Below are 18102 nucleotides of genomic sequence, written 5' to 3'. Positions count from 1 at the left end.
CGTACCCGGTCGAATCGCCCCAATTGACGTTCATGACCATTCGATCCAGCGAGAGTCGCGTCGAACTTCTGGCCCCAAACCTGGAGCTGCGCATGCCACGGACCTGTCCGTCGTCGATTCCGATCGTTGCGCTCTGCCTGTCGCTGCTCGGCTGGGGGTGCGGATCGGCTTCGGCGCCCACCGCGCTGAATTCCGCCTCGGCCGGGGGCTCCGGCTCGCCTCTGGCGCCTTCTTCTCGAAATTCCGCATCTGCGCAGAAACTGACCTGTGATGCCAGCTTGAATCCACCGCGTGACAACGCCTTTGCCTACCGCATCCGGGGGCATCGCTGCGAGGGCCTCTATGTGAAGGATGTGGGGAGCACCGACCTTCGTGTCGTCTCGTTCACGGAGATCGTCGAAGACTTCGATACACGTTCTGGCGAGGACTTGCTCGTGCGATGGCCAGCGTTCGGCGACGGTGATACGCATGTGCGCGCGGAGTCCCTGAAGCCCAGGCACTTTTATCGCATGGATACGATCGTCGCTGCGGGGAGCACGCTCTACAGCTGGCCGACCGATCTTCTGGCTGCTTTCGATCTCAAGAAGGACGAGCTCGCCATGCTCGCCTGGACGCGGCATGCCGTCGGCGGCAAAGAAAACGATGCTTATCTGCCAGTCCGAGTCCAGCAGCGGACCGAGGCGAATCCAATGGATCGAAACTCGGTGTACACCGTGGTCCTCATGGCCGGAGTCGAGCTCGTCGAAGTCATGTACAGCTTGCGCGGAGTCGAACCTGATGGACGCTTCGGGCCGTTCGTCCAGGAGAAGCAGGTGTTGCAGGAGCATGGCTACTATCCGGCTGGCCGGGGATTCAAGGTTCCGATTCCGGTTTCGGATCTCAAGGCAGGCCGCGTCTACCTTCTGGAGGTCGGCGCAACGCGTAAGGACGGCGGACCTGCCGCCATCGGGTTTCGGTTTGTTCACGTTGGCTGACAGGGGCTGCTGATGTCTCTCACTCGACAGAGCCCACCAAGGCTCGCACACGACCAGCTTCGCGATCAGCTCCACAGGGAGGTGACCGCTGCCAGTGAGGACGCCATCCGCTCCGGTGGGCAGGTCTCCGCTGAGAAGATTGAAGCCCTCGGACGGCTGGCCCGCCTCGTCGAGCTCTCGGACGTCTCGCGGCCGCCTGCTGCACGGCAGCGCTGGGCCGTTCTCACCGCATTCGGGGGCACGCTCCTGATCGGCGTACTGCTCTTCACCAGAGAGAGCCGGACCGAGATCGAGCTGGATCTGGAGGTGTCGGAGGTGGATTTCGTCCTCTCGCAGCCGAACCAAGAGCTGACAGAGACGATGAATCTCTCTACCTTGGGCGCCTCTGGGTTGCGCACGACTCCCGTACTTCCATGCGTGGACGACGCCGACGCCCGCCCGCTTCCGTCTTCCGGTGCAGCCGATGTAAATGTGCACCTGTCCGCTGCGGGCGATGGTTCGCGCGCAGGCAGCATGACCCTCGAGCCTCTGGAGTTACCTGCCGATACGCGCGTTCGGATCAGCCACGAACCCGCTGATGACGGGTACCGGCTATCGTTGTCGGGCAAGATGCAACCGTTGCGTGTCAGCCTCAGCGGTCCGGTAGAAATGAGATCAGGCGAGCGGCAACAGTGCGATCTCGACATGGCGAAGGCGGTGCTGCTCGAGCCCAGCGATGAAGTCGACCTCGACATCAGGTTCCGCGACTCCTCAAGGAACGCCTTGAGCCCGCAGATCTCGGTGAGTCGTCTGTCGTTCCTGAAGGATGAAGCGCACAAGGCCAACCGATCCCGCGTGCACCGGATGTCCACGGTCCAGTCGGGGAGTATTTACTTCGAGGCGCTCAATGGCGAAGAGCGCAAGCTCCGTCCAGGAGAAGTTATCGAGTTTGAACAGGTGGACGGCGAGCTGAGGACGCTGGAGTTCAAGCAGGGCCGAATTGAGCTCAAGTTTCGTGGCCACGTGCGGGGCATGAGCCGGGGAGTGGGCGAGAACCGCCGGAGCCTCATGCCGACATGGCTCGACTGGCTGCGGGCTCGCCATGGTGGGCTCTCCGTGCTTTGGGGCATCGTGGTCTACCTTTTCGGCCTGATCATCGCCGCCTTCCGTTGGTTCGGAAAGTCGACGTGAGTCGCACGGCTCGTTCGAGTCCCGCTATAGATGCCTCCTCGATAGAGCCATGGAGGCCGGCGGCGATGGTGGCAGCAGGCGTGCTGGCGGGAGCCCCGGCGCGCGAAGCAGCCATTCTAGATTCACTCGAATTTTCATTTTGAGCTCGGAAGGAAGACAGCTCGGGGCGGGCAGCGTCTCTTCGGATCGCGCTAATAGCAATTGGGAGCAAAGATCAAGCCGAACCTCACGGCGTGGGCTGTCGCGGAAGTGGCGGGCGGACGCAGCGAGGGCTTGGGAAACCTCCACGCCGCGACGCGAGGGCGCACGCACGCGGCGAAGTCCGGCAGGTCGACGGACGTGATCGAAGTGGCGCCGTCCGTTTTGCCGGGATCCTCGACCTTGAACTGAGCAGCAGCCCGGACCTCGGGCGACTGCAGAGTGCCCCCTTCGGCGGAGAGCTGTCCCCTGACCCGCACGACGACACGCCGCGTGAGGCCGCGTCCGCAGTCGGACAAATCCGGGGTGCGGGAGCGCACGAACGCCGAGGCCTGGGTCGGAATCGAAGACGATGTCGGGGGCACGTCAGGAGGTGCAGGGGTCCGCAGCTCGTCGGCGCGGTCACGGCAGCCCTGCAACATCAGCACGCCTAGACACGTCGCGGCTCCGAAGACCCGCAAGCCGCCGAGACCCAGGCGTTCGGAGAGAGTGATGCTGGCGAAGCAACGCGGGTCCTTAGCCATGAAGAGTGAGCCTACACGCTTCGTGTATGTGCTGTCGAGCGCTCCCCGTCGCCCGCGACAACTCTGCCCTATCAGTGACCTTGAATGCGAGGAGATGGTCGAGCTTCTGCCCATCGGAGGTCGACGCTGTTGTGATGGTCGACCGTCTCACATGTCTTGCCGCCCGAGGGGCTCCCTCCGGCGACCGAGCGTGCCCAGCCGCTCAGCTCCGATGCAATCTCGCGCTGCTCGTCCGTGAACCGTGGGCCTTGCTGGTCTTTCGCCCTGGGCGTGTGCGACTTCGTCGATTCTTGTCTTCGCTACCTTCTACTCCGCATCGGCCGGAGCTCATGGCGCTCACCACCTCTTCGGCGATACCGTCCCTTGCGGAATTTGCAGATCGCCCGCGTGCCCGGTGCGGTGTCGGTGGCGATCGCGAGGGGCGTGGAGTCGAGGGCGTACGCGACGATCGGCCACCCGGGGTTCGGGACGCGAGCGCTCTGCGCGGACGTGGCGGGGCGGGTGCACCGGGCGCTCGCGAGCGGCTCTCTCAAACGCGTCCCGAGCGGCGCGAGCACGGAGACGGGCACGCCACGCAGCGAGCCTCTGCGGGGTCGTCGTTGATTCCTTGTCCTCGCCAGCGGCGACCAGCTAGGCTCGCGGCGCCACGCCATCGGTCCAGCGACGCGAGGCCCCTCATCCCGCCCGGGTGGTTCAGCGGCGCGAGGCACCAGCGACGCATGAACATCCTGGGCACCCGGGCTCAAGACCGCGGCGGTCCCCGAGCCCGCCTTAGAAACGAGACAACTCTCATGTCCGAATCGTCGTCCAGGAGCGCGAGCCAAGATCTGACGAACGCCGTCAGACCGGCGGCCATCATCGTCATCTCGCTCTATATCGCGGCGCAGCTCATCAGTCAGATCGCAAGCCTCAAGATCGGCGTCGTCTTCTCGCTGGCCGTGGATATGGGGACCTTCATCTATCCCCTTACCTTCACCTTGCGGGACATGGTCCACAAGACCATCGGCAAGCGCGGCGCCCAGACGCTGATCCTTTGCGCCGGCGGCGTCAATCTCCTGATGGCCCTCTATCTCCTCTGGGCCGCGCAAGTGCCGTCCGATCCGTCCTGGGGGCTCGGCGAGCAGTTCTCGGCGATCCTGAGCCCGGTGTGGCGAATCGTGTTCGCGAGCATCGTCGCGGAGGTCGTGAGCGAGCTGCTAGATACCGAAGTTTTCCACCGGGTCCGCGAGGCCTATCTGAGAAAGTCGGGCCCCAGGCGCCAGTGGCTCGCGGTCCTCACGAGCAACGCGGTCAGCGTCCCGGTCGACAACCTGCTGTTTTGCTTCGGCGCCTTCGCCTTTGTGCTGCCGTTCGAGGTGATCCGGCAGATCTTCGCCATCAATCTCGCGACCAAATTCGCCATGACCCTGATAAGCCTGCCGGGCATCTATCTCGTGCCCGACAAGAAGAGCGAGGGCGCACCGGGGCTGTAGGCGTAGCCCGCAGCTAAGGCTTGCAGTAGTCTTTGGCCGTCTGGACGGCGGCGACGGTGAGCTTCACCGGCTTCGTGCCGCCGGAGATGACGTACTCGGACGCCCCGTAGATGTCCGCGCCCGGCGCCCAGTTGTACGAGTAGCCCAGCCTGGTCCAGGGGAAGCCCGTGGGCGTCTGACCCTTCTCCGGCACTTGCCACGACGACATCGCATGGTTCGTGAACCACCTGTAGTAATCGGCCGGCGCCAGTGAAGGCTGCTTTCCAGGCAGCTTCGTCCCGTCGCAGGAGTCGGTGTCGACGCGGGCGTCCGTGCACGGGCGGAAGATGCTCGCGGCCGGCACCCCGGAGAACGTGACGAACTGCCGCTCCGTCGTGTCCGCGGGGAGCGGCGGCTGCGGGGCTGACAGGCCGAGGACCTGGATCTGGAGCACCACATCGCCTGTCCACGTCTTGCACTTGTTCTGGAGCTCGCCGTTGCTCGTGACCCACACGTCCCACTTCACGTTCACGGGCTGCTGCGCCACGTAGGCGCCGCACTTGTTCGGTCCGCCGTCGCCCCGGCAGCCGGCCCAGGTGGTCACGGTGTAGGTGCCGTTCGCGTCGGGCTTGAGCGGCACGAGCTTGCGCGCGGCAGCGGGCGTGACGACGGCGGACTTGAAGATCGCCTCGCTGTAGAGCGCATCGAGATCCACCACCGCGGGGGCCGCCGGGCCGGGCGCGGCTGTTGCCGGCGCGGTGGCGGCTGTCGCCGGCGCGGTCGCGGCTGGAGCGGGGCTCGTCGCAGGGGCCGCGGGCTCCGGGCTGGGTGATGGGGCGGTGGCCGCCGCGGGAGGCCGAGCCCCCGACACCGTGACGCACGCTCCGAGCGGGAGCAGGAACAGGCTTGTCATGGCCGCCGTCGCGGCGCGTGAGGATCGGATCATCTTCGCGGCTTCTCCTTGGTTGCCGAACAACACTATCCGACCTGCGGCGCCGGCTACAGCGTCAGGGACCCCGTCGCCGCGAGCTCTTCAGGATGGATCGTCGAGGAGGTGGGGTCAGATGCTCTCGACGCGTGCAAAGCCGGCACGGCCGTGCCACGGTAGGCGCCCGCCACGCAGAGCTCGATGCTGAGGCCCCCGCGCACAACAGGCCACGTCTTCACCCTGATGCTCCTCCTCGTGGTCGCGCCGGCCCAGGTCGAGGCGGGTGATGGCGCGCCAGGCCCCCCGGCCCTGGCCGCGCCAGGCGAGGCGCCAGCGACCGCGGCGCCACCCACCAAGGATGTCTCCACCGGGCGCCGCGCCGTCGCCGCGGCCGGCGCGGTGTTCCCCGGGGTCATCGCGCACGGCACCGGGCACCTGATCCTGGGTGAGCCGGGCACGGGCTGGACCCTCCTGGCGCTCGAGGGCGCGGGCGCCGGCCTCGCCGTGGGCGGGCTCGCGAGCGCGGCGGCCTCGGGGGCCTCGCGGCGCGTCATCGCGCCGATCGTGCTCACCACCGTGACGGGTGTGGGCCTGTTCGGGATCTCCCTTCTTGCGGACCTCTATGGCGTGCTTGCCCCGGAGGGCGGCACCGGCAGCCCTCCTTCGTCGTTGCCCTGGGTCGAGACGCAGCTCGGATTCGCCTACGTCCATGACCCCACGTTCGCGTACCGCACGTTCCTCGTGCCAGGCATCGATCTGCGCCTGAGCTCTCTCCGCCTCTCGGGCTCCGGCTGGTTTGCCTTGAACGACGACAATGCGCGCCTCCGCGTCGAGGCCGCGCATCGCTTCATCGGCCCCGGCACGCCGGACGGCCCGCGCGCGGCGGACGGCTCGTTCCTCGAGATCGAGGGCGCGCTCACCCATCACCGCTACACCTCCGACGACTTCTCGATCACCACCGGTGAGGTCAGCCTCGAGGGCCGGCTCGATCTCGCCCACCTCGGGCGCACGCTGCGGGGCTCGTTCGCGGAGATGGGCTGGGGGATCGCGGTCGAGGGCTACCGCCACGGCCGCCGCCCGCTCGAGGGGAACGAGCTCTTGATTCCCCGCTTCGCCTTCGGCGCGTACCTCGGGCACGCGGGGTATCCGCGCGGCGAGGCCAAGGTGGTTTACGACCACCGGCACGACGGGTATGTCGGCGGCGCGAAGCTCCCGGGCCTCGGCAGCGGCGTCCCGGGCCATTTCGGCCTGGAGGGCCGGCTCCATGCCTCGCCGCGCTGGGGCCTGCTCGCCGACGTGAAGGCGGGCTCCGCGTATGTCGGGCGCCTCGCGCTGCTCTTCCGCCCCGGAGACTCGCCATGATCCTGAGAGACGCTCTCCTCGCGCTCGTCGTCCTCACCGCGCCGCTCGCCCTCTCCTGCCTGGACGTGGCCGAGGGCCGCGCGCGCCGCGACCTGGAGGTGGGAAAGGCCTCACGGGGGAAGGCGCGCGTCACCGTGGACGAGGGGCTCGCGGCGGTCCGCCGCCTCGACGCGGGCGAGCTCGCGCTCTGGGCGAGCGCGCCCGCGCTCTCGATCCGCCTCACCGACGAGGCGGGCGGGCCGTGGAAGATCACGATCGAGAACATGCTCGCCGACGCCGAGCTCTCGGCGCGCGTCGGGGACAAGAGCGTGCCCGTGGAGCTCGTCGAGGCGCCGTTTCCGACCCAGCGCACCTTCCGCCTCTCCCTGCCGCCCGGCGCCGAGGCGACCCTCTCGCTGCGCCCGCCGGACGAGGCGCGGCGCGAGCCGTGGCGGTTCGCGGTCTTCGCCGACGTCCAGGAGGACATCGACCGCGTTCAGGACATCTACGCGAAGATGAACGAGGCGGAGGGCGTCCGCTTCGCGCTCATCAGCGGCGATCTCACGTCGCGGGGCTCGCCCGAGCAGCTCGAGCGATTCCAGCGCGAGATGAAGACGCTCCGTTTTCCCTGCTATGCGACGCTCGGCAACCACGAGCTCGGCACGCGGGACGACCTCTACCACGAGTGGTTTGGCCGCGGGAATTACCGCTTCGCGTTCCGGAGTGTGCAGTTCACGATGCTCGACTCGGCGAGCGCGACGATCGATCCGCTCGCCTACGGGTGGCTCGACGGCTGGCTCACCGAGGGGCAGGATCTCCTGCACGTGGTCACGATGCACCTGGCGCCCCTCGACCCGGTGGGCTCCCGCAACGGCGCATTCGCGAGCCGCGCCGAGGCGAACAAGCTCCTCACGATGCTCGCGGACGGGCGCGTGGATCTCACGTTCTACGGCCACATCCACTCGTTCTATGCGTTCGAGAACGCGGGGATCCCCGCGTACATCTCAGGCGGCGGCGGCGCGATCCCCGAGCGGCTCGACGGCATCGGGCGCCATTTCGTCACCGTCGATGTCGAGCCCCCCGGCAAGATTGCGCAGGTCGCCGTGGTTCGCGTGGATTGAACCGGATCTGAACCGGATCGCTTCGCTGTCCGAGCCGATCGTCATCGCAGGCGCCCTTCGCGCTGGCCCTCCGGGTCGTCCGCCCTCGTCGCGCCGCGGTCGTAGCCCTCGTCCGTCAGCCCCTTGCGGTAACCGAGATCGATGAGCCAGCGCAGGAGCCTCGGGAAAGCGCCGGCGCCGCTGCCGAGGAGGCGAATCATCGCCGCCTTCGCGCCGCCGCCCTTGTTGAGCGCAAGGTGCTGAGTCGCCAGCGCCATCAGATCGGGGACGGCGCCCGCGTCGACGTCGACGTCGACGTCGACGTCGGCGGAGCGTTGCCAGATCTTCGACCGCTGAAGGGCCTCGTTCGCCAGGAGCTCCGCGCGCTCCACGCAAATGACGAGCGCGGCCTGCGGTGGCTTTCCCGCGAGCGCCATGGTCGACAGGAGCGCCGGCTCGTCGGTGACGTGCGCCGTGCCGCTCACGTGGAGAACGTCGTCGCGCCCTGGAACCACGGCAGCGAGGGAGACCTTGTCGCACGTCACCACGTTGTGGAACGTATCGGTCCGCCGGTTTCCCCGGCGATCGGGGATGACGAGCGTCTCGTGGTCGAGGATCCGCAAGAAGCCCGGGAAATCTCCTCGCGGGCTCGTATCGCCCGAGCCCGCGGCGTCCCACGACGAGAGGACGGCAAAGGGGCTCGACGCGAGGAAGCGAGCGACGCTCGGATCGCCGAGGGGTCCGGCTTCGCTTTCGTGGCGCGCGCCATCACGCGGCAATGGCGGCTCGACGGCGGCGGCGGCGCGAGCGCGCGGCCCCTCCCAGAGGCGGGATCGGAGGATGCTCCTCGCGCAATGCACGAAGGCCTCCTCGACGGTGACGACGATCCGGCCGCCGCGTCGCTCGGCCACGGAGCCGTTGAGCCGAAGGGCCTCGCCGATCCCCGGCACGAGGAAGACGAAGGAGGCGCCGCTGCCGGACTTAGGCGTCGGGTGTCTCGCCGGTAGCTCGAACCGAACGCGCTTCGGCGATTCCACGTGCGCGAAGCCGCGGGCGCCTCCGACGAAGGTGCTGCGCCAGCCTCCCTGTTCGTCACGAAAACCGAAGCCGGCGACCGGAGCATGGGCGAGGACGCGCCGACATCCATCGTCCAGGGCGCCGATCTGCTTCATGCGCACGGCCGGGATCGGGGCGCCGACGATCGCCTCGATCTGCTGCGCGGTCATCACCTTCCGCATCGAAGAGCCTCCGCGTTCCTGTCCGCCGAAGAGCGGTTTCCCGGGCTCCGGCACGGCCGCCGGAGCGCGCAGAGGAACCATCGCAGCCGGCGACCTTGACCGCATTCCGAGATGAGGACATTTTGTTTCGCAATCCGGCCATGGGTTCGAAGCGAAGGAAGCGTCCCGCGTCGCCCGTGTCATCAGCGGCATCGCCGGCGTCGGCCTCGCCCTCCGCCGGCTCCACCTCGAAAGGCTCGTCGGCCCCGCCCGCGTCGTCGATCGGCGCCCCCGGGTGGACCTTTCATGGCGACGTCCAGATCGCGAACGCGCCGCGCGCATCGGCGGCCGAGGCGATGGAGTCGCTCTCGCGTCGCTTCGCGCGCGAGGATCGTGGCGAGTGGCGAAGCACGCTCGCGCGGCCCGCCAACGCAGTCGGCCTGAGCATGGTCACCGGCGGGCTGGAGAGCGAGTTCCACAGCCATCGCGAGTCACAGCTGTTCTTCCTCGAGCGCGGCGAGGTCACGTGCGAGGCGTCGAACGCGCTGTGGATCGTCCCGCCGCGTTCGGCGCTGTGGATCCCCGCCGGCGTGCTCCACAAGATACGAGGGCGCGCGCCGCTCGAGGGCTACGGCGTCTTCATGGAGCCAGCCGTGGCTCCCGATCTGCCGGCCGAGTGCTGCGCCGTCTCGGTCACGCCGCTCTTTCGCGAGCTGCTCGTCCGTCTCGCGGCGCGCCCCGCGCTGTACGACCTCGACGGGCCGGATGCGCGGCTCGTGGCCGTCCTGTTCGACGAGCTGGCGGCGGCGACGATCGAGAAACATCGCCTGCCGATGCCGGCCGACCAGCGCCTCCGAAAGCTGGTCGACGCGATGGCGGAGAACCCCGCCGATAGCGCGACGATGGGCACGTGGGCCCGCCGGATCGGCGTCGGCGAACGGACCCTCAACCGGCTGCTCGTCCGGGAGACGGGCCTCAGCTTCGGTCGCTGGCGCCAGCAGCTCCACATCGTCCTGGCCCTCCAGCGGCTCTCGCGCGGAGCGAGCGTGCAGAGCGTCGCCAGCGACCTCGGCTACGAGAGCGCGAGCAGCTTCGTCACCATGTTCCGCAAGGCGCTCGGCGCGTCGCCGGCGCGGTACATGGCCCGTCGTCTCGGTCGGCTAACGCTGGACCAGGGAGGTCAGCCATGACTCGATGTCCCGCGTCGGCGGGTAGCTGTCTTGCTCTCGCTCGCGATCGCCGTCGATCGACAACCTGAACATCGGGCACTCTTCATCCGGCGGAAAGACCTTCTTCTGCACGACGAGCCCGGTCCGCCTATCGAACACGGTGGCCTCGGTCTCCTTGAACCGGATCGTCAGGTCGGAGAGCGGCTCGCCCGCGCGGTCCTTGTACCCGGTGCACGTCTTTCGGCCCTTGATCTCGGGGAGCCGGCGCGTGACGGCCACCAGATCGACGTCTTGCAGCAGGACCGCCTGGCCGAAGAGCTTCATGGAAGCTGTCTCGAGGAGGAGCACGCTGCTCAGATCGTTCTCCTGCTTCGGCTCGCCTTCGAAGACGACCGGACCATTCTTGACCCGATCGAGCACCGACAGGACGGACATGGCGGCGTCGGCCTGGCGCAGCTCGATGGAAGCTGCCTGTCCGGAGGGGAGCTCGATCTCGAGCTTCCCCTTGGGCCCTAGCAGGGGATCGCGGTACCTGGCGACTGGAAGCTTTCCGAGCTGGCCCTCGACATTATCGAGCTTGATGATGTCATAGATATTGCTCTCGATGCGCCCGCTCTTCTCCCCGACCTTCCACCGGGTGCCTTCCGGGAAGCCGTGGAAGGTGATCTGGTAACTGCCCTCGAAGATGGCGACGTCGCCGTGGAGCGTTTCGTCGGACTTGACGACGAATTTGCGCTCGTTCGACCACTCCAGCTCGAGCGGGCCGCTGAACGTTTTGGCGACCCGCGCGCCCCGCGGGGCGAGCACGGCGATGCTCACGAGCATGGCGATCGCGATGGCGACCCCGAGGAGGATCGCCGCGGACGTGCGTCTCGGCACCACAGCGGGGCGAGGCGCGGCGACGGGCGGGCCGGGCGGGACTGCGCGCTGCAGCGCTGGGCGCTGCAGCTCGTTGTGTGTTCCGCAGTAGCGGCACACGATCGTGCGGCTTCCCGGCGGGGCCTCCAGCGGCGCGATGCATCGCTGGCAGTGGTAAACGTTGACGGGGCTCATCGGCTGCAAGCTCCCCCAGGAACGCGAGGGCACGTGGACACTCCACGCGCGGGTCCCACGCTGGAGCTGAAAAGTGAACGAGTGAAGCTGAAGCTGAAGCTGAAGCTGAAGCTGAAGCTGAAGCTGAAGCTGAAACTGAAACCGACGGGAACGAGCCCGTCGACGATCCCTACATCATCGCCTCTTCCTCGCCCAGGCTTCCCGTTATTCTGCCTTGACAAATGAACAGTATCGCGCAAAAGTTCGACCTGGCGTGTGTCCACCTTGACAGGTGAGCAGTACTGCGCAAAAGTTCGACCGGGTACGCCTGCGCCCGCACGGAAAAGAGGAGATGACGATGCCCATGATCGGACGACAGTGCACGCGCGACGGCAGGACGGTCTGCCTTCGGATGAGTCAGACCGGGCTACCGGTGAATCAAGAGGAGCGCGGGCTCACGCTCGTGTACGGGTGGGGGAGCGAAGAGCGCCGCGCGCAAGGGATTCCCGCGTCGATCCAGGGAATCGAGCTCCGCACCGACGCGGGCAAGGTCCTCGCGTTCGACTTCTGCCCGTTCTGCGGCGAGAAGCTCGCGGGGAGCACGAACAGCGTCCGAGCGCCCGTCGCGCGGCGCGCCGCTCCTGAAGGCGCCCGCGCCGAGCAGCCGGCGGCGGTCGAGCGCGCACAGCGGCCCGGGCGCGCGGTCGAGGCCGTGCCTCCCACCCCTCCGAGCGCACCGGCGCGCGCGCAAGGGGCGGCGGACTCGACGACGCTCAAGGTGCTTCGCGAGAAGCTCGGGCTCTCGCAGGCCGAGCTCGGCGAGAAGCTCGGCCTCGCGCGCAGCTCGGTCGCCAACTACGAAAACGGGCGGTCACCGCTGTCGCAGCGGCTCCGCAAGTGGGTCGCAAAGCACGAAGCGAAGCTCAACGACGGCGGAAACGGTGCCTCTGGCCGCCGGAGCGCGGCCGCCTAGAGCGACGGTCACCCGCTTCGGATACGGGCCCACCTCGGCGTTTTCGGTGCTCAGCGCACGGGAGTGCGCTTGCGCGCCGAAAACGCCGATCTGGGCCCGTCTCCTGTGCGGGTGACCGTCGCTCTGCTCTGCTCTGCACGTCGCAGAGGTGGGCGGAAATCGAAGGTCACCGGGACGGCGCTCGACGCGTGGCTCTCTGCGTCGGGTCGCGCTCGTCGCGACAAGCGCCTTGTGCGGGGGTAGAGTGGCCGCCCTTCCCCCACGGAGGCGACGATCGATGAAGACAGAGCTGCTCCGTTCCGCGCTCGCGCTGGGTACCCTGCTCCTGGCCGCCGCGGGGTGCGAGGAGAAGACGACGGCTACGGCGCCCGATGCGAGCGCGGAAGGTCGGGTCGCGAAGCTCTCGGTTGCGTCGTATGACCCGACCCGCGAGCTTTACCAGGAGCTCAATCCGGCGTTCGAGCGGTGGTACAAGCAGACGACGGGCAAGGACGTCGACGTGGAGACCGATCACGGCCCGTCGGGCAAGCAGGCGCGCGACATCGCGGCCGGCAAGGAGACGGACGTCGCCGCCCTGTCGGTCGACTTCGACATCGACACCATCGCCAAGGCGGGCCTGCTCCCCGCGACCTGGCGGGAACGCCTGCCGAACGGCTCGGTGCCGTACACGTCCGCCGTCATCTTCCTGGTCCGCAAGGGCAACCCCAAGCAGGTGAAGGGCTGGGAAGACCTCGCGCGACCCGAGGTCACGGCGCTGTGCCCGGATCCGAAGACCGGCGGCGGGGCGCGGTGGATCTACCTGTCGACCTGGGCGCACGCCGAGCGCAAGGCGAAGGCCGAGGGCCGGACGGACGCGGAGGCCGCGGCGCGCGAGTTCACGGCGAAGGTCTATGACGACGCCATCCTCGACCCGGCCATGCGCGGCTCGTCGACCCGCTTCATCGTACAGCGCACGGGCGACGTCCTCTTCGGCTGGGAGAACGAGATCCTCCAGATCGCGGCCGATCCGGCCACGGCCGACCAGTTCGAGGTCGTCATCCCCTCGGACTCGATCACGATCGAGGTCCCCCTCGCGGTCGTCGACAAGGTCGCCGAGCGGCACGGCGTCAAGGACGTCGCCGAGGCGTACGTCCAGTTCCACTTCTCCGACGAGGGCCAGGAGCTCATCGCGAAGCGCTACAACCGCCCGTACAGCGAGGCGATCGCGAAGAAGCACGCGGAGCGGCTCAGGCCGCTCTCGCTGTTCCGGTTCAAGGACCATTTCAGCGACTGGCCGACCGTGATGAACGTCCACTTCAGCCAGGGGGCCGAGCTCGACAAGATGCGGAAGAAGTGATGTCGCGCCGCGCGCGCGTGCTCCCCGGGCTCTCGCTCTCGCTGGGCGTCACGGTGCTCTACCTGAGCCTCGTGGTCCTCTTGCCGCTCTCCGCGCTGTTCCTGAAGACGGCGGAGCTCGGGTGGGAGCGGTTCTTCGGGGTGATCACGAGCGGCTGGGTCGCCGCGGCCGTGCGGTTCACGCTGGGCGCCTCGCTCGTCGCCGCGCTCCTCAACGTCGTCGTCGGCCTGCTCATCGCGTGGGTGCTCGGCCGGTACACGTTCCCGTTCGCGCGCGTGATCGACGCGGTGATCGACCTGCCCTTCGCGCTGCCCACGGCCGTGGCGGGCATCGCGCTCTCCACGCTGTACGCCGAGAGCGGTCTGCTCGGCGGGTGGCTCTCCAACCTGGGTTTCCGGTATCCGTGGCCCGCGTGGCGGGGGTTCGCGGACGGGGGCGGATGGCGCGAGTGGCCTATCGAGTGGACTGTGTATGACAGGATCTCCCTGGCGCCGCTCGGGGTGGTGATCGCGATGGCCTTCGTCGGGCTGCCGTTCGTCGTGCGCACGGTGCAGCCGGTGATCGAGGACCTGAGCCGGGACGTCGAGGAGGCGGCGGCGACGCTCGGCGCCGGCCGGTTCCAGATCTTCCGCGCCGTCGTCTTGCCCGAGCTCGCGCCGGCGCTCCTCACGGGGTTCGCGCTGGCGCTCGCGCGCGGCCTCGGCGAGTACGGGTCGGTGATCTTCATCTCGGGCAACCGGCCGGACACCGAGATCGCGTCCCAGGTGATCATCAAGATGATCGAGGTGAACGAGACTGGCACCTACGCCGACGCGACGGCGGTCGCGGTCCTGCTCCTCGCGGCGTCCTTCGCGCTCCTCCTCGCGATCAACCTGCTCCAGCGCGCCGCCGCGCGCGCCCACGCAGGCAGGGCGGCGGGCTGACCGCCCGCGGCCGGCGGACCCGAGGCACGAGATGCTCGCCGCGCGCTCCCGGGCAGGCAAGGCATTCTCCGCCGAGGGCGGCGGCGCGCGCCGGCTGCTGATCGGCCTGTGCGTTGCGCTCGTCGGCGTGTTCCTCGTCCTCCCGCTGGGGGTGGTGTTCTGGCACGCCTTCAGCGAGGGGCTGAGGGCCTACGGACAGGCGGTCTTCGACCGCGCGACGTTCCACGCGGTGAAGCTCACGCTCTTCACCACGGCCATCGCGGTCCCGCTCAACACGCTCTTCGGCGTCGCGGCGGCGTGGGCCGTCGCCAAGTTCGAGTTCCGGGGCAAGAGCCTGCTCGTCACGCTGATCGATCTGCCGTTCTCGACCTCGCCGGTGGTCGCCGGCCTGTGCTTCGTCCTGCTCTTCGGGGCGAACGGGTTCTTCGGCGCGTTCGTGAACAGGACCTACGCGGTGAGCCTCGGGTTCACGAGCCTCGAGGTCTCCACCCGGGTCATCTTCGCCCTTCCTGGCATCGTGCTCGCCACGGTGTTCATCACGTTCCCGTTCGTCGCGCGAGAGCTCATCCCGCTGATGCAGGCCCAGGGGACAGAGGACGAGCAGGTCGCCCGCGTCCTCGGCGCGAACGGATGGCAGATCTTCTGGCGCGTCACGCTGCCCAACATCCGCTGGGGCCTCCTGTATGGCGTCATCCTGTGCACCGCCAGGGCGATGGGCGAGTTCGGCGCCGTGTACGTGGTCTCGTCAGGCTCGTCCGATCAGGTGACGCTGCCGCTCCACGTGGAGCGCGTCTATTACGCCAACATGGTCCGCGTGGTGCCCGCGTTCGCCGTCGCCAGCCTCCTCGCCGGCGTGTCGGTGATCACGCTGGGCGTGAAGGCGGCTGTGGAGTGGCGGTTCAAGGGCGAGCTGAAGAAGACGGACCGCGGCTAGCGGTCCCGGCGCCCGCGAGGCCCGTCCACCAGCCGTTCGAGAGGGCGAGCGCGATCCAGCCCTGCAGATTGGCCCGCAGCTGCGCTGCTTCCGCCGTCGTGCAGCCCTGCTCGACGACGGCAAGGGCCTGCCCGAACGAGAGCTCCCGGCTGCGCTCGAGCAGGCGGGCGAACAGCGGATCCACCGAGGTCGTGGTCGTGCCGGAGGCGCTCCGGGCGAAGACCCACGCGCGGGTGGACGCGTGGCGACGCCTCGCGTCCATGGGGCGCTCTTCCAGATCGCCCAGGTCGCCCCCCGTGAGCCGCGAGAAGCGCGCGAGGTCCCAGTCCTCGTGGGTGAGCGTGAAGGACACCGCGAAGCGCAGCCGCGCCTCGGCCAGCCCGGCGAGCTCCTCCGGCGTGGGCCGCCAGAGGCCCTCGAACGGCGACTCGTAGGCGAGCCGCTCCGCCTCGTCCATGCTTAGCGCCTGGCGGACCATCGCCATCGGCGCCCTGGAGAGCTCGATCCGCCGGCGCCACGCGTCCTCGTGCCCGCGCGCCGGGCGCCCCGGCTGGCGGCCGCTGAGCACGCCGTCAGGGCCGCGCAGCGCGCCGCGGAGCCGCTCGGCGAACCCGCTGGACGCCGAGTCGAGGTCCGCGTGTCGGGGCGGGCACGCGGCGAGGTGCAGCGCGGCCAGGTGGTTGAAATGCCAATAGCTCATCGCCCGCGACACGCGGGGGAAGCTCGTTTGCAGCGCGGTGAACAGCCGCATCCAGTACTGGCGGTGATAGATCGCGAGCCGCTCCGCCGGCGCGAGGCCCCCCGGCCCGCCCTTCACCTGCGCCACGAGCCCCGCGGGATATCGCTCCTGCCGCTCCCGGAACCGGCCTGCGCTCGCGTCGAGCGGCGCGCGGAGGACGGCGGTGAAGTCGCGCTGGAGCTCCCGCAGCCAGCCCGGAGGATCTCCACCTCTCGGGCTCATGACGATCGCACCTGCCGCGCCTTGTCGAGCTCCGCGAGCGCCACGTGCAAGGGCGGGATCTCCGCGTCCCACTCGAGGAGCGTCGGGAAAGGGCCGCCCCGGCGCCACGCCTCCTCGTAGAGCGACCATACCTCGTCGCACACCGGACGATCGTGCGTGTCGTGCCGCAGGCCCGAGGGCAAGACCTGGTGGCCGGCCACGTGGACCTGCAAGACCCGATGCCAGGGCACGTCGTCGAGGTACTCGCGCGGATTGAACCCGTGGTTCTCGCTGGAGACAAAGACGTTGTTGATGTCCAGCATGCACCAGCAGCCGGACTCCTCCACCACGCGGCGATAGAACTCCCACTCAGGCATCGTGTCGCGCTCCCACGCAACATAAGAAGACAGGTTCTCGATCCCGAAGGGCACACCGAGGGCCTCCTGGACCTCGAACGCCCGGCCGGCGGCGTACGGGATCAGCTCCGGATCGTACGGCGCCGGCAGGAGGTCGTGGTGCGTCACGCCCTCGAACGCCGTCCAGCAGAGGTGATCCGTGAAATAGGGGATCCGGAGCTCCTGGATCAGATCCTTGAGCCGGGACAGGTGATCCCGGTCGAGGGGGGCTTCGCCGAGCAGGTTCAGCGAGACGCCGTGGGCGACGATCGGGTAGCGCTCGGCGATGCGCCGGAGCCGCTCCCGGGGCAGCGGCGACGCGCCAAGGTAGTTCTCCGCGATGATCTCGAAGAACCCCAGCGGGGGCCGGAGCTGCTCGATCGCGTCGTAGTGCGGCGGGCGCAGCCCGAGGCCGAGCGCGCCTCGCGGGAGCGCCCGCGCCACGGGCGCCTGGCTGCCGGCCGGGCCTCGCGGCGCGCTCATCGGTCGCTCAGGGGCTCGGCTCGATGGGGTCGGCCGGCGCCATCGGGTCGAAGGTTTTGCCCTCGGGCGTCAGGGTGCGCAGGTAGGCGATCAGCCGATCGATCTCGGCGAGCGAGAGCAGGTGGTAGGCGCCGGGCATGTTCGAGTAGGCGTAGCCTTCCGGGTGGACGCCGTCGATCCCGAACGCGATGATGGACTGCAGGTAGAGATCCGAGCGGCGCTCCCAGAACTCGGCGACGTAAGTGGCCATGTCCTCGGTGGGCCGCACCTTCACGCCGAACGAGCCCGCCGAGCCGGAGTGGCAGTGGTCGCACGTCGCCGCCTTGAACGCCGCGGGGCCGTCTCGATCCTGATCCTCGGCGGTCTCCACGCAGCTCCAGCCCGAGCATCCGTTCATGGCGCGGCAGGTATGCTCGTAAAGCTCGTTCCAGGACTGGTAGACCATGCCGCGGCAGCTGTTCGAGTGGCTGCAGGATGAGTTGATCTGGACCACGCCGGGGCGCGCGGGGCCCGTCAGCGACGCGGACTTGGCGCACGCCGCGGCGAACTCGGCGAGCGAGATCTGGCCGTCGCCGTCCTCGTCCATGAGGTCGATCGCGTCCACCAGGTCGGGCTCCGGGCCGCCGTTCCACACGAGCGTCTTGACCGGCGCGTCGGACTCATCGCAGTTGGAGTCGACGCCATCGAGATTCCGCTCCTCGGCGTCGGGGTGGACTGTGTTGTTGAAGTCGTCGCAGTCGCCTTCGCGCGGGGTGAAGCCGTCCCTGTCGTGGTCGCTGTCCTCGTCATCCACGGGCTCGCCGCCGCCCGCGCCAGAGCCGGTCCCGGCGGGCTCCTCGCCGCCGGAGCCGCCGGTCCCGGCGGGAGACTCGCCGCCGGAGCCGCCGGTCCCAGCCGGCGTCACCGCTTCATCGTCGCCGCAGCCTGGAGCAAAGGCGGCGAAGCTGGCGAGCGCCAGCGCAAGCAACGTGGATCTCGGCGATTGGGTCATGGTGGTCGTCCTGCCTCCGAAGG

18 protein-coding genes are annotated in these 18102 nt (G+C 68.8%); 11 read left to right on the top strand and 7 right to left on the bottom strand.

The features are described from left to right. The first annotated feature begins 32 nt into the window (after window positions 1-32). Window positions 33-974, top strand: coding sequence for a hypothetical protein (locus tag WME97_RS41425; protein ID WP_437546071.1), 942 nt, complete (start codon window positions 33-35; stop codon window positions 972-974). An 81-nt stretch (window positions 975-1055) separates the two neighbouring features. Continuing rightward, window positions 1056-2144, top strand: a complete 1089-nt coding sequence (locus tag WME97_RS41420) for a hypothetical protein (RefSeq protein WP_437546070.1) — start codon at window positions 1056-1058, stop codon at window positions 2142-2144. Between the two features lie 191 nt (window positions 2145-2335). Here the strand turns inward: WME97_RS41420 and WME97_RS41415 are convergent, their stop codons facing one another. After that, window positions 2336-2866: a hypothetical protein gene (locus WME97_RS41415; protein ID WP_437546068.1), complete on the bottom strand. Its 531-nt coding sequence runs from the start codon at window positions 2864-2866 to the stop codon at window positions 2336-2338. Between the two features lie 791 nt (window positions 2867-3657). Here WME97_RS41415 and WME97_RS41410 point away from each other — a divergent pair. After that, window positions 3658-4338, top strand: a complete 681-nt coding sequence (locus WME97_RS41410; protein ID WP_437546066.1) for a queuosine precursor transporter — start codon at window positions 3658-3660, stop codon at window positions 4336-4338. 13 nt (window positions 4339-4351) lie between these two features. On the opposite strand, the gene WME97_RS41405 is transcribed toward WME97_RS41410, so the two are convergent. Continuing rightward, the gene (locus WME97_RS41405; protein ID WP_437546064.1) at window positions 4352-5263 is read right to left on the bottom strand and encodes a hypothetical protein; all 912 of its coding nucleotides are present in this window, start codon (window positions 5261-5263) and stop codon (window positions 4352-4354) included. Between the two features lie 183 nt (window positions 5264-5446). On the opposite strand from WME97_RS41405, the gene WME97_RS41400 reads away from it, so the two are divergent. Together WME97_RS41400 and WME97_RS41395 are read left to right on the top strand one after the other, a co-directional pair. Then, window positions 5447-6607 carry a hypothetical protein gene (locus tag WME97_RS41400; protein ID WP_437546062.1) on the top strand — a complete coding sequence of 387 codons (1161 nt, stop codon included), beginning with the start codon at window positions 5447-5449 and terminating at the stop codon, window positions 6605-6607. Continuing rightward, complete coding sequence (locus WME97_RS41395; protein WP_437546060.1) at window positions 6604-7707, top strand: metallophosphoesterase family protein; 1104 nt, start codon at window positions 6604-6606, stop codon at window positions 7705-7707. The genes WME97_RS41400 and WME97_RS41395 overlap by 4 nt, the downstream gene beginning before the upstream one ends. 41 nt (window positions 7708-7748) lie before the next feature. Here the strand turns inward: WME97_RS41395 and WME97_RS41390 are convergent, their stop codons facing one another. Next, on the bottom strand, window positions 7749-8924 hold the full coding sequence (locus WME97_RS41390; protein WP_437546058.1) for a pyridoxamine 5'-phosphate oxidase family protein: 1176 nt from the start codon (window positions 8922-8924) through the stop codon (window positions 7749-7751). 335 nt (window positions 8925-9259) lie between these two features. Between WME97_RS41390 and WME97_RS41385 the strand changes: the two genes are divergently transcribed. After that, window positions 9260-10093 (top strand): AraC family transcriptional regulator, encoded by an 834-nt coding sequence (locus WME97_RS41385; RefSeq protein ID WP_437555590.1) that lies wholly within the window; start codon window positions 9260-9262, stop codon window positions 10091-10093. Here the strand turns inward: WME97_RS41385 and WME97_RS41380 are convergent. Then, window positions 10064-11125 (bottom strand): hypothetical protein, encoded by a 1062-nt coding sequence (locus WME97_RS41380; RefSeq protein WP_437546056.1) that lies wholly within the window; start codon window positions 11123-11125, stop codon window positions 10064-10066. The genes WME97_RS41385 and WME97_RS41380 overlap by 30 nt on opposite strands. 81 nt (window positions 11126-11206) lie before the next feature. Between WME97_RS41380 and WME97_RS41375 the strand changes: the two genes are divergently transcribed. The 5 genes from WME97_RS41375 (at window position 11207) to cysW (ending at window position 15270) form a co-directional block, all read left to right on the top strand. Beyond that, window positions 11207-11350, top strand: coding sequence for a hypothetical protein (locus WME97_RS41375; protein ID WP_437546055.1), 144 nt, complete (start codon window positions 11207-11209; stop codon window positions 11348-11350). Window positions 11351-11462: 112 nt separating this feature from the next. Continuing rightward, window positions 11463-12077, top strand: a complete 615-nt coding sequence (locus tag WME97_RS41370; protein WP_437546053.1) for a helix-turn-helix domain-containing protein — start codon at window positions 11463-11465, stop codon at window positions 12075-12077. Window positions 12078-12354: 277 nt separating this feature from the next. After that, window positions 12355-13413 (top strand): sulfate ABC transporter substrate-binding protein, encoded by a 1059-nt coding sequence (locus WME97_RS41365; protein ID WP_437546051.1) that lies wholly within the window; start codon window positions 12355-12357, stop codon window positions 13411-13413. Further along, entirely contained in the window at window positions 13413-14336 is a 924-nt protein-coding gene (locus WME97_RS41360) for an ABC transporter permease (protein WP_437546049.1), read from the top strand. Before WME97_RS41365 ends, WME97_RS41360 begins: the two co-directional genes overlap by 1 nt. Window positions 14337-14367: 31 nt before the next feature. Then, window positions 14368-15270, top strand: a complete 903-nt coding sequence (gene cysW / locus WME97_RS41355) for a sulfate ABC transporter permease subunit CysW (RefSeq protein ID WP_437546048.1) — start codon at window positions 14368-14370, stop codon at window positions 15268-15270. Here the strand turns inward: cysW and WME97_RS41350 are convergent. The 3 genes from WME97_RS41350 to WME97_RS41340 are packed head-to-tail and all read right to left on the bottom strand — an operon-like array spanning window position 15236 to window position 18079. Beyond that, window positions 15236-16231, bottom strand: coding sequence for an HvfC/BufC N-terminal domain-containing protein (locus WME97_RS41350; RefSeq protein ID WP_437546046.1), 996 nt, complete (start codon window positions 16229-16231; stop codon window positions 15236-15238). The two genes, cysW and WME97_RS41350, sit on opposite strands and share 35 nt — an antisense overlap. Then, complete coding sequence (locus tag WME97_RS41345) at window positions 16228-17088, bottom strand: DUF692 domain-containing protein (protein WP_437546044.1); 861 nt, start codon at window positions 17086-17088, stop codon at window positions 16228-16230. The genes WME97_RS41350 and WME97_RS41345 overlap by 4 nt, the downstream gene beginning before the upstream one ends. A gap of 7 nt (window positions 17089-17095) precedes the next feature. Continuing rightward, on the bottom strand, window positions 17096-18079 hold the full coding sequence (locus WME97_RS41340) for a MopE-related protein (protein ID WP_437546042.1): 984 nt from the start codon (window positions 18077-18079) through the stop codon (window positions 17096-17098). Between the last annotated feature and the right edge of the window lie 23 nt (window positions 18080-18102).

It is taken from the genome of Sorangium sp. So ce367 (assembly GCF_051520455.1).
Lineage (GTDB): Bacteria > Myxococcota_A > Polyangia > Polyangiales > Polyangiaceae > Sorangium > Sorangium cellulosum_B.
This window is presented reverse-complemented; position numbering and strand designations above follow the sequence as displayed.

What these genes read in the sequence shown, in the direction of transcription:
- WME97_RS41425 (WP_437546071.1), top strand. Translation starts at nt 33, where the DNA reads ATGACCATTCGATCCAGCGAGAGTCGCGTCGAACTTCTGGCCCCAAAC.
- WME97_RS41415 (WP_437546068.1), bottom strand. Translation starts at nt 2,866, where the DNA reads ATGGCTAAGGACCCGCGTTGCTTCGCCAGCATCACTCTCTCCGAACGC.
- WME97_RS41410 (WP_437546066.1), top strand. Translation starts at nt 3,658, where the DNA reads ATGTCCGAATCGTCGTCCAGGAGCGCGAGCCAAGATCTGACGAACGCC.
- WME97_RS41405 (WP_437546064.1), bottom strand. Translation starts at nt 5,263, where the DNA reads ATGATCCGATCCTCACGCGCCGCGACGGCGGCCATGACAAGCCTGTTC.
- WME97_RS41400 (WP_437546062.1), top strand. Translation starts at nt 5,447, where the DNA reads ATGCTGAGGCCCCCGCGCACAACAGGCCACGTCTTCACCCTGATGCTC.
- WME97_RS41395 (WP_437546060.1), top strand. Translation starts at nt 6,604, where the DNA reads ATGATCCTGAGAGACGCTCTCCTCGCGCTCGTCGTCCTCACCGCGCCG.
- WME97_RS41390 (WP_437546058.1), bottom strand. Translation starts at nt 8,924, where the DNA reads ATGCGGAAGGTGATGACCGCGCAGCAGATCGAGGCGATCGTCGGCGCC.
- WME97_RS41385 (WP_437555590.1), top strand. Translation starts at nt 9,260, where the DNA reads ATGGAGTCGCTCTCGCGTCGCTTCGCGCGCGAGGATCGTGGCGAGTGG.
- WME97_RS41380 (WP_437546056.1), bottom strand. Translation starts at nt 11,125, where the DNA reads ATGAGCCCCGTCAACGTTTACCACTGCCAGCGATGCATCGCGCCGCTG.
- WME97_RS41370 (WP_437546053.1), top strand. Translation starts at nt 11,463, where the DNA reads ATGCCCATGATCGGACGACAGTGCACGCGCGACGGCAGGACGGTCTGC.
- WME97_RS41365 (WP_437546051.1), top strand. Translation starts at nt 12,355, where the DNA reads ATGAAGACAGAGCTGCTCCGTTCCGCGCTCGCGCTGGGTACCCTGCTC.
- WME97_RS41360 (WP_437546049.1), top strand. Translation starts at nt 13,413, where the DNA reads ATGTCGCGCCGCGCGCGCGTGCTCCCCGGGCTCTCGCTCTCGCTGGGC.
- cysW (WP_437546048.1), top strand. Translation starts at nt 14,368, where the DNA reads ATGCTCGCCGCGCGCTCCCGGGCAGGCAAGGCATTCTCCGCCGAGGGC.
- WME97_RS41350 (WP_437546046.1), bottom strand. Translation starts at nt 16,231, where the DNA reads ATGAGCCCGAGAGGTGGAGATCCTCCGGGCTGGCTGCGGGAGCTCCAG.
- WME97_RS41345 (WP_437546044.1), bottom strand. Translation starts at nt 17,088, where the DNA reads ATGAGCGCGCCGCGAGGCCCGGCCGGCAGCCAGGCGCCCGTGGCGCGG.
- WME97_RS41340 (WP_437546042.1), bottom strand. Translation starts at nt 18,079, where the DNA reads ATGACCCAATCGCCGAGATCCACGTTGCTTGCGCTGGCGCTCGCCAGC.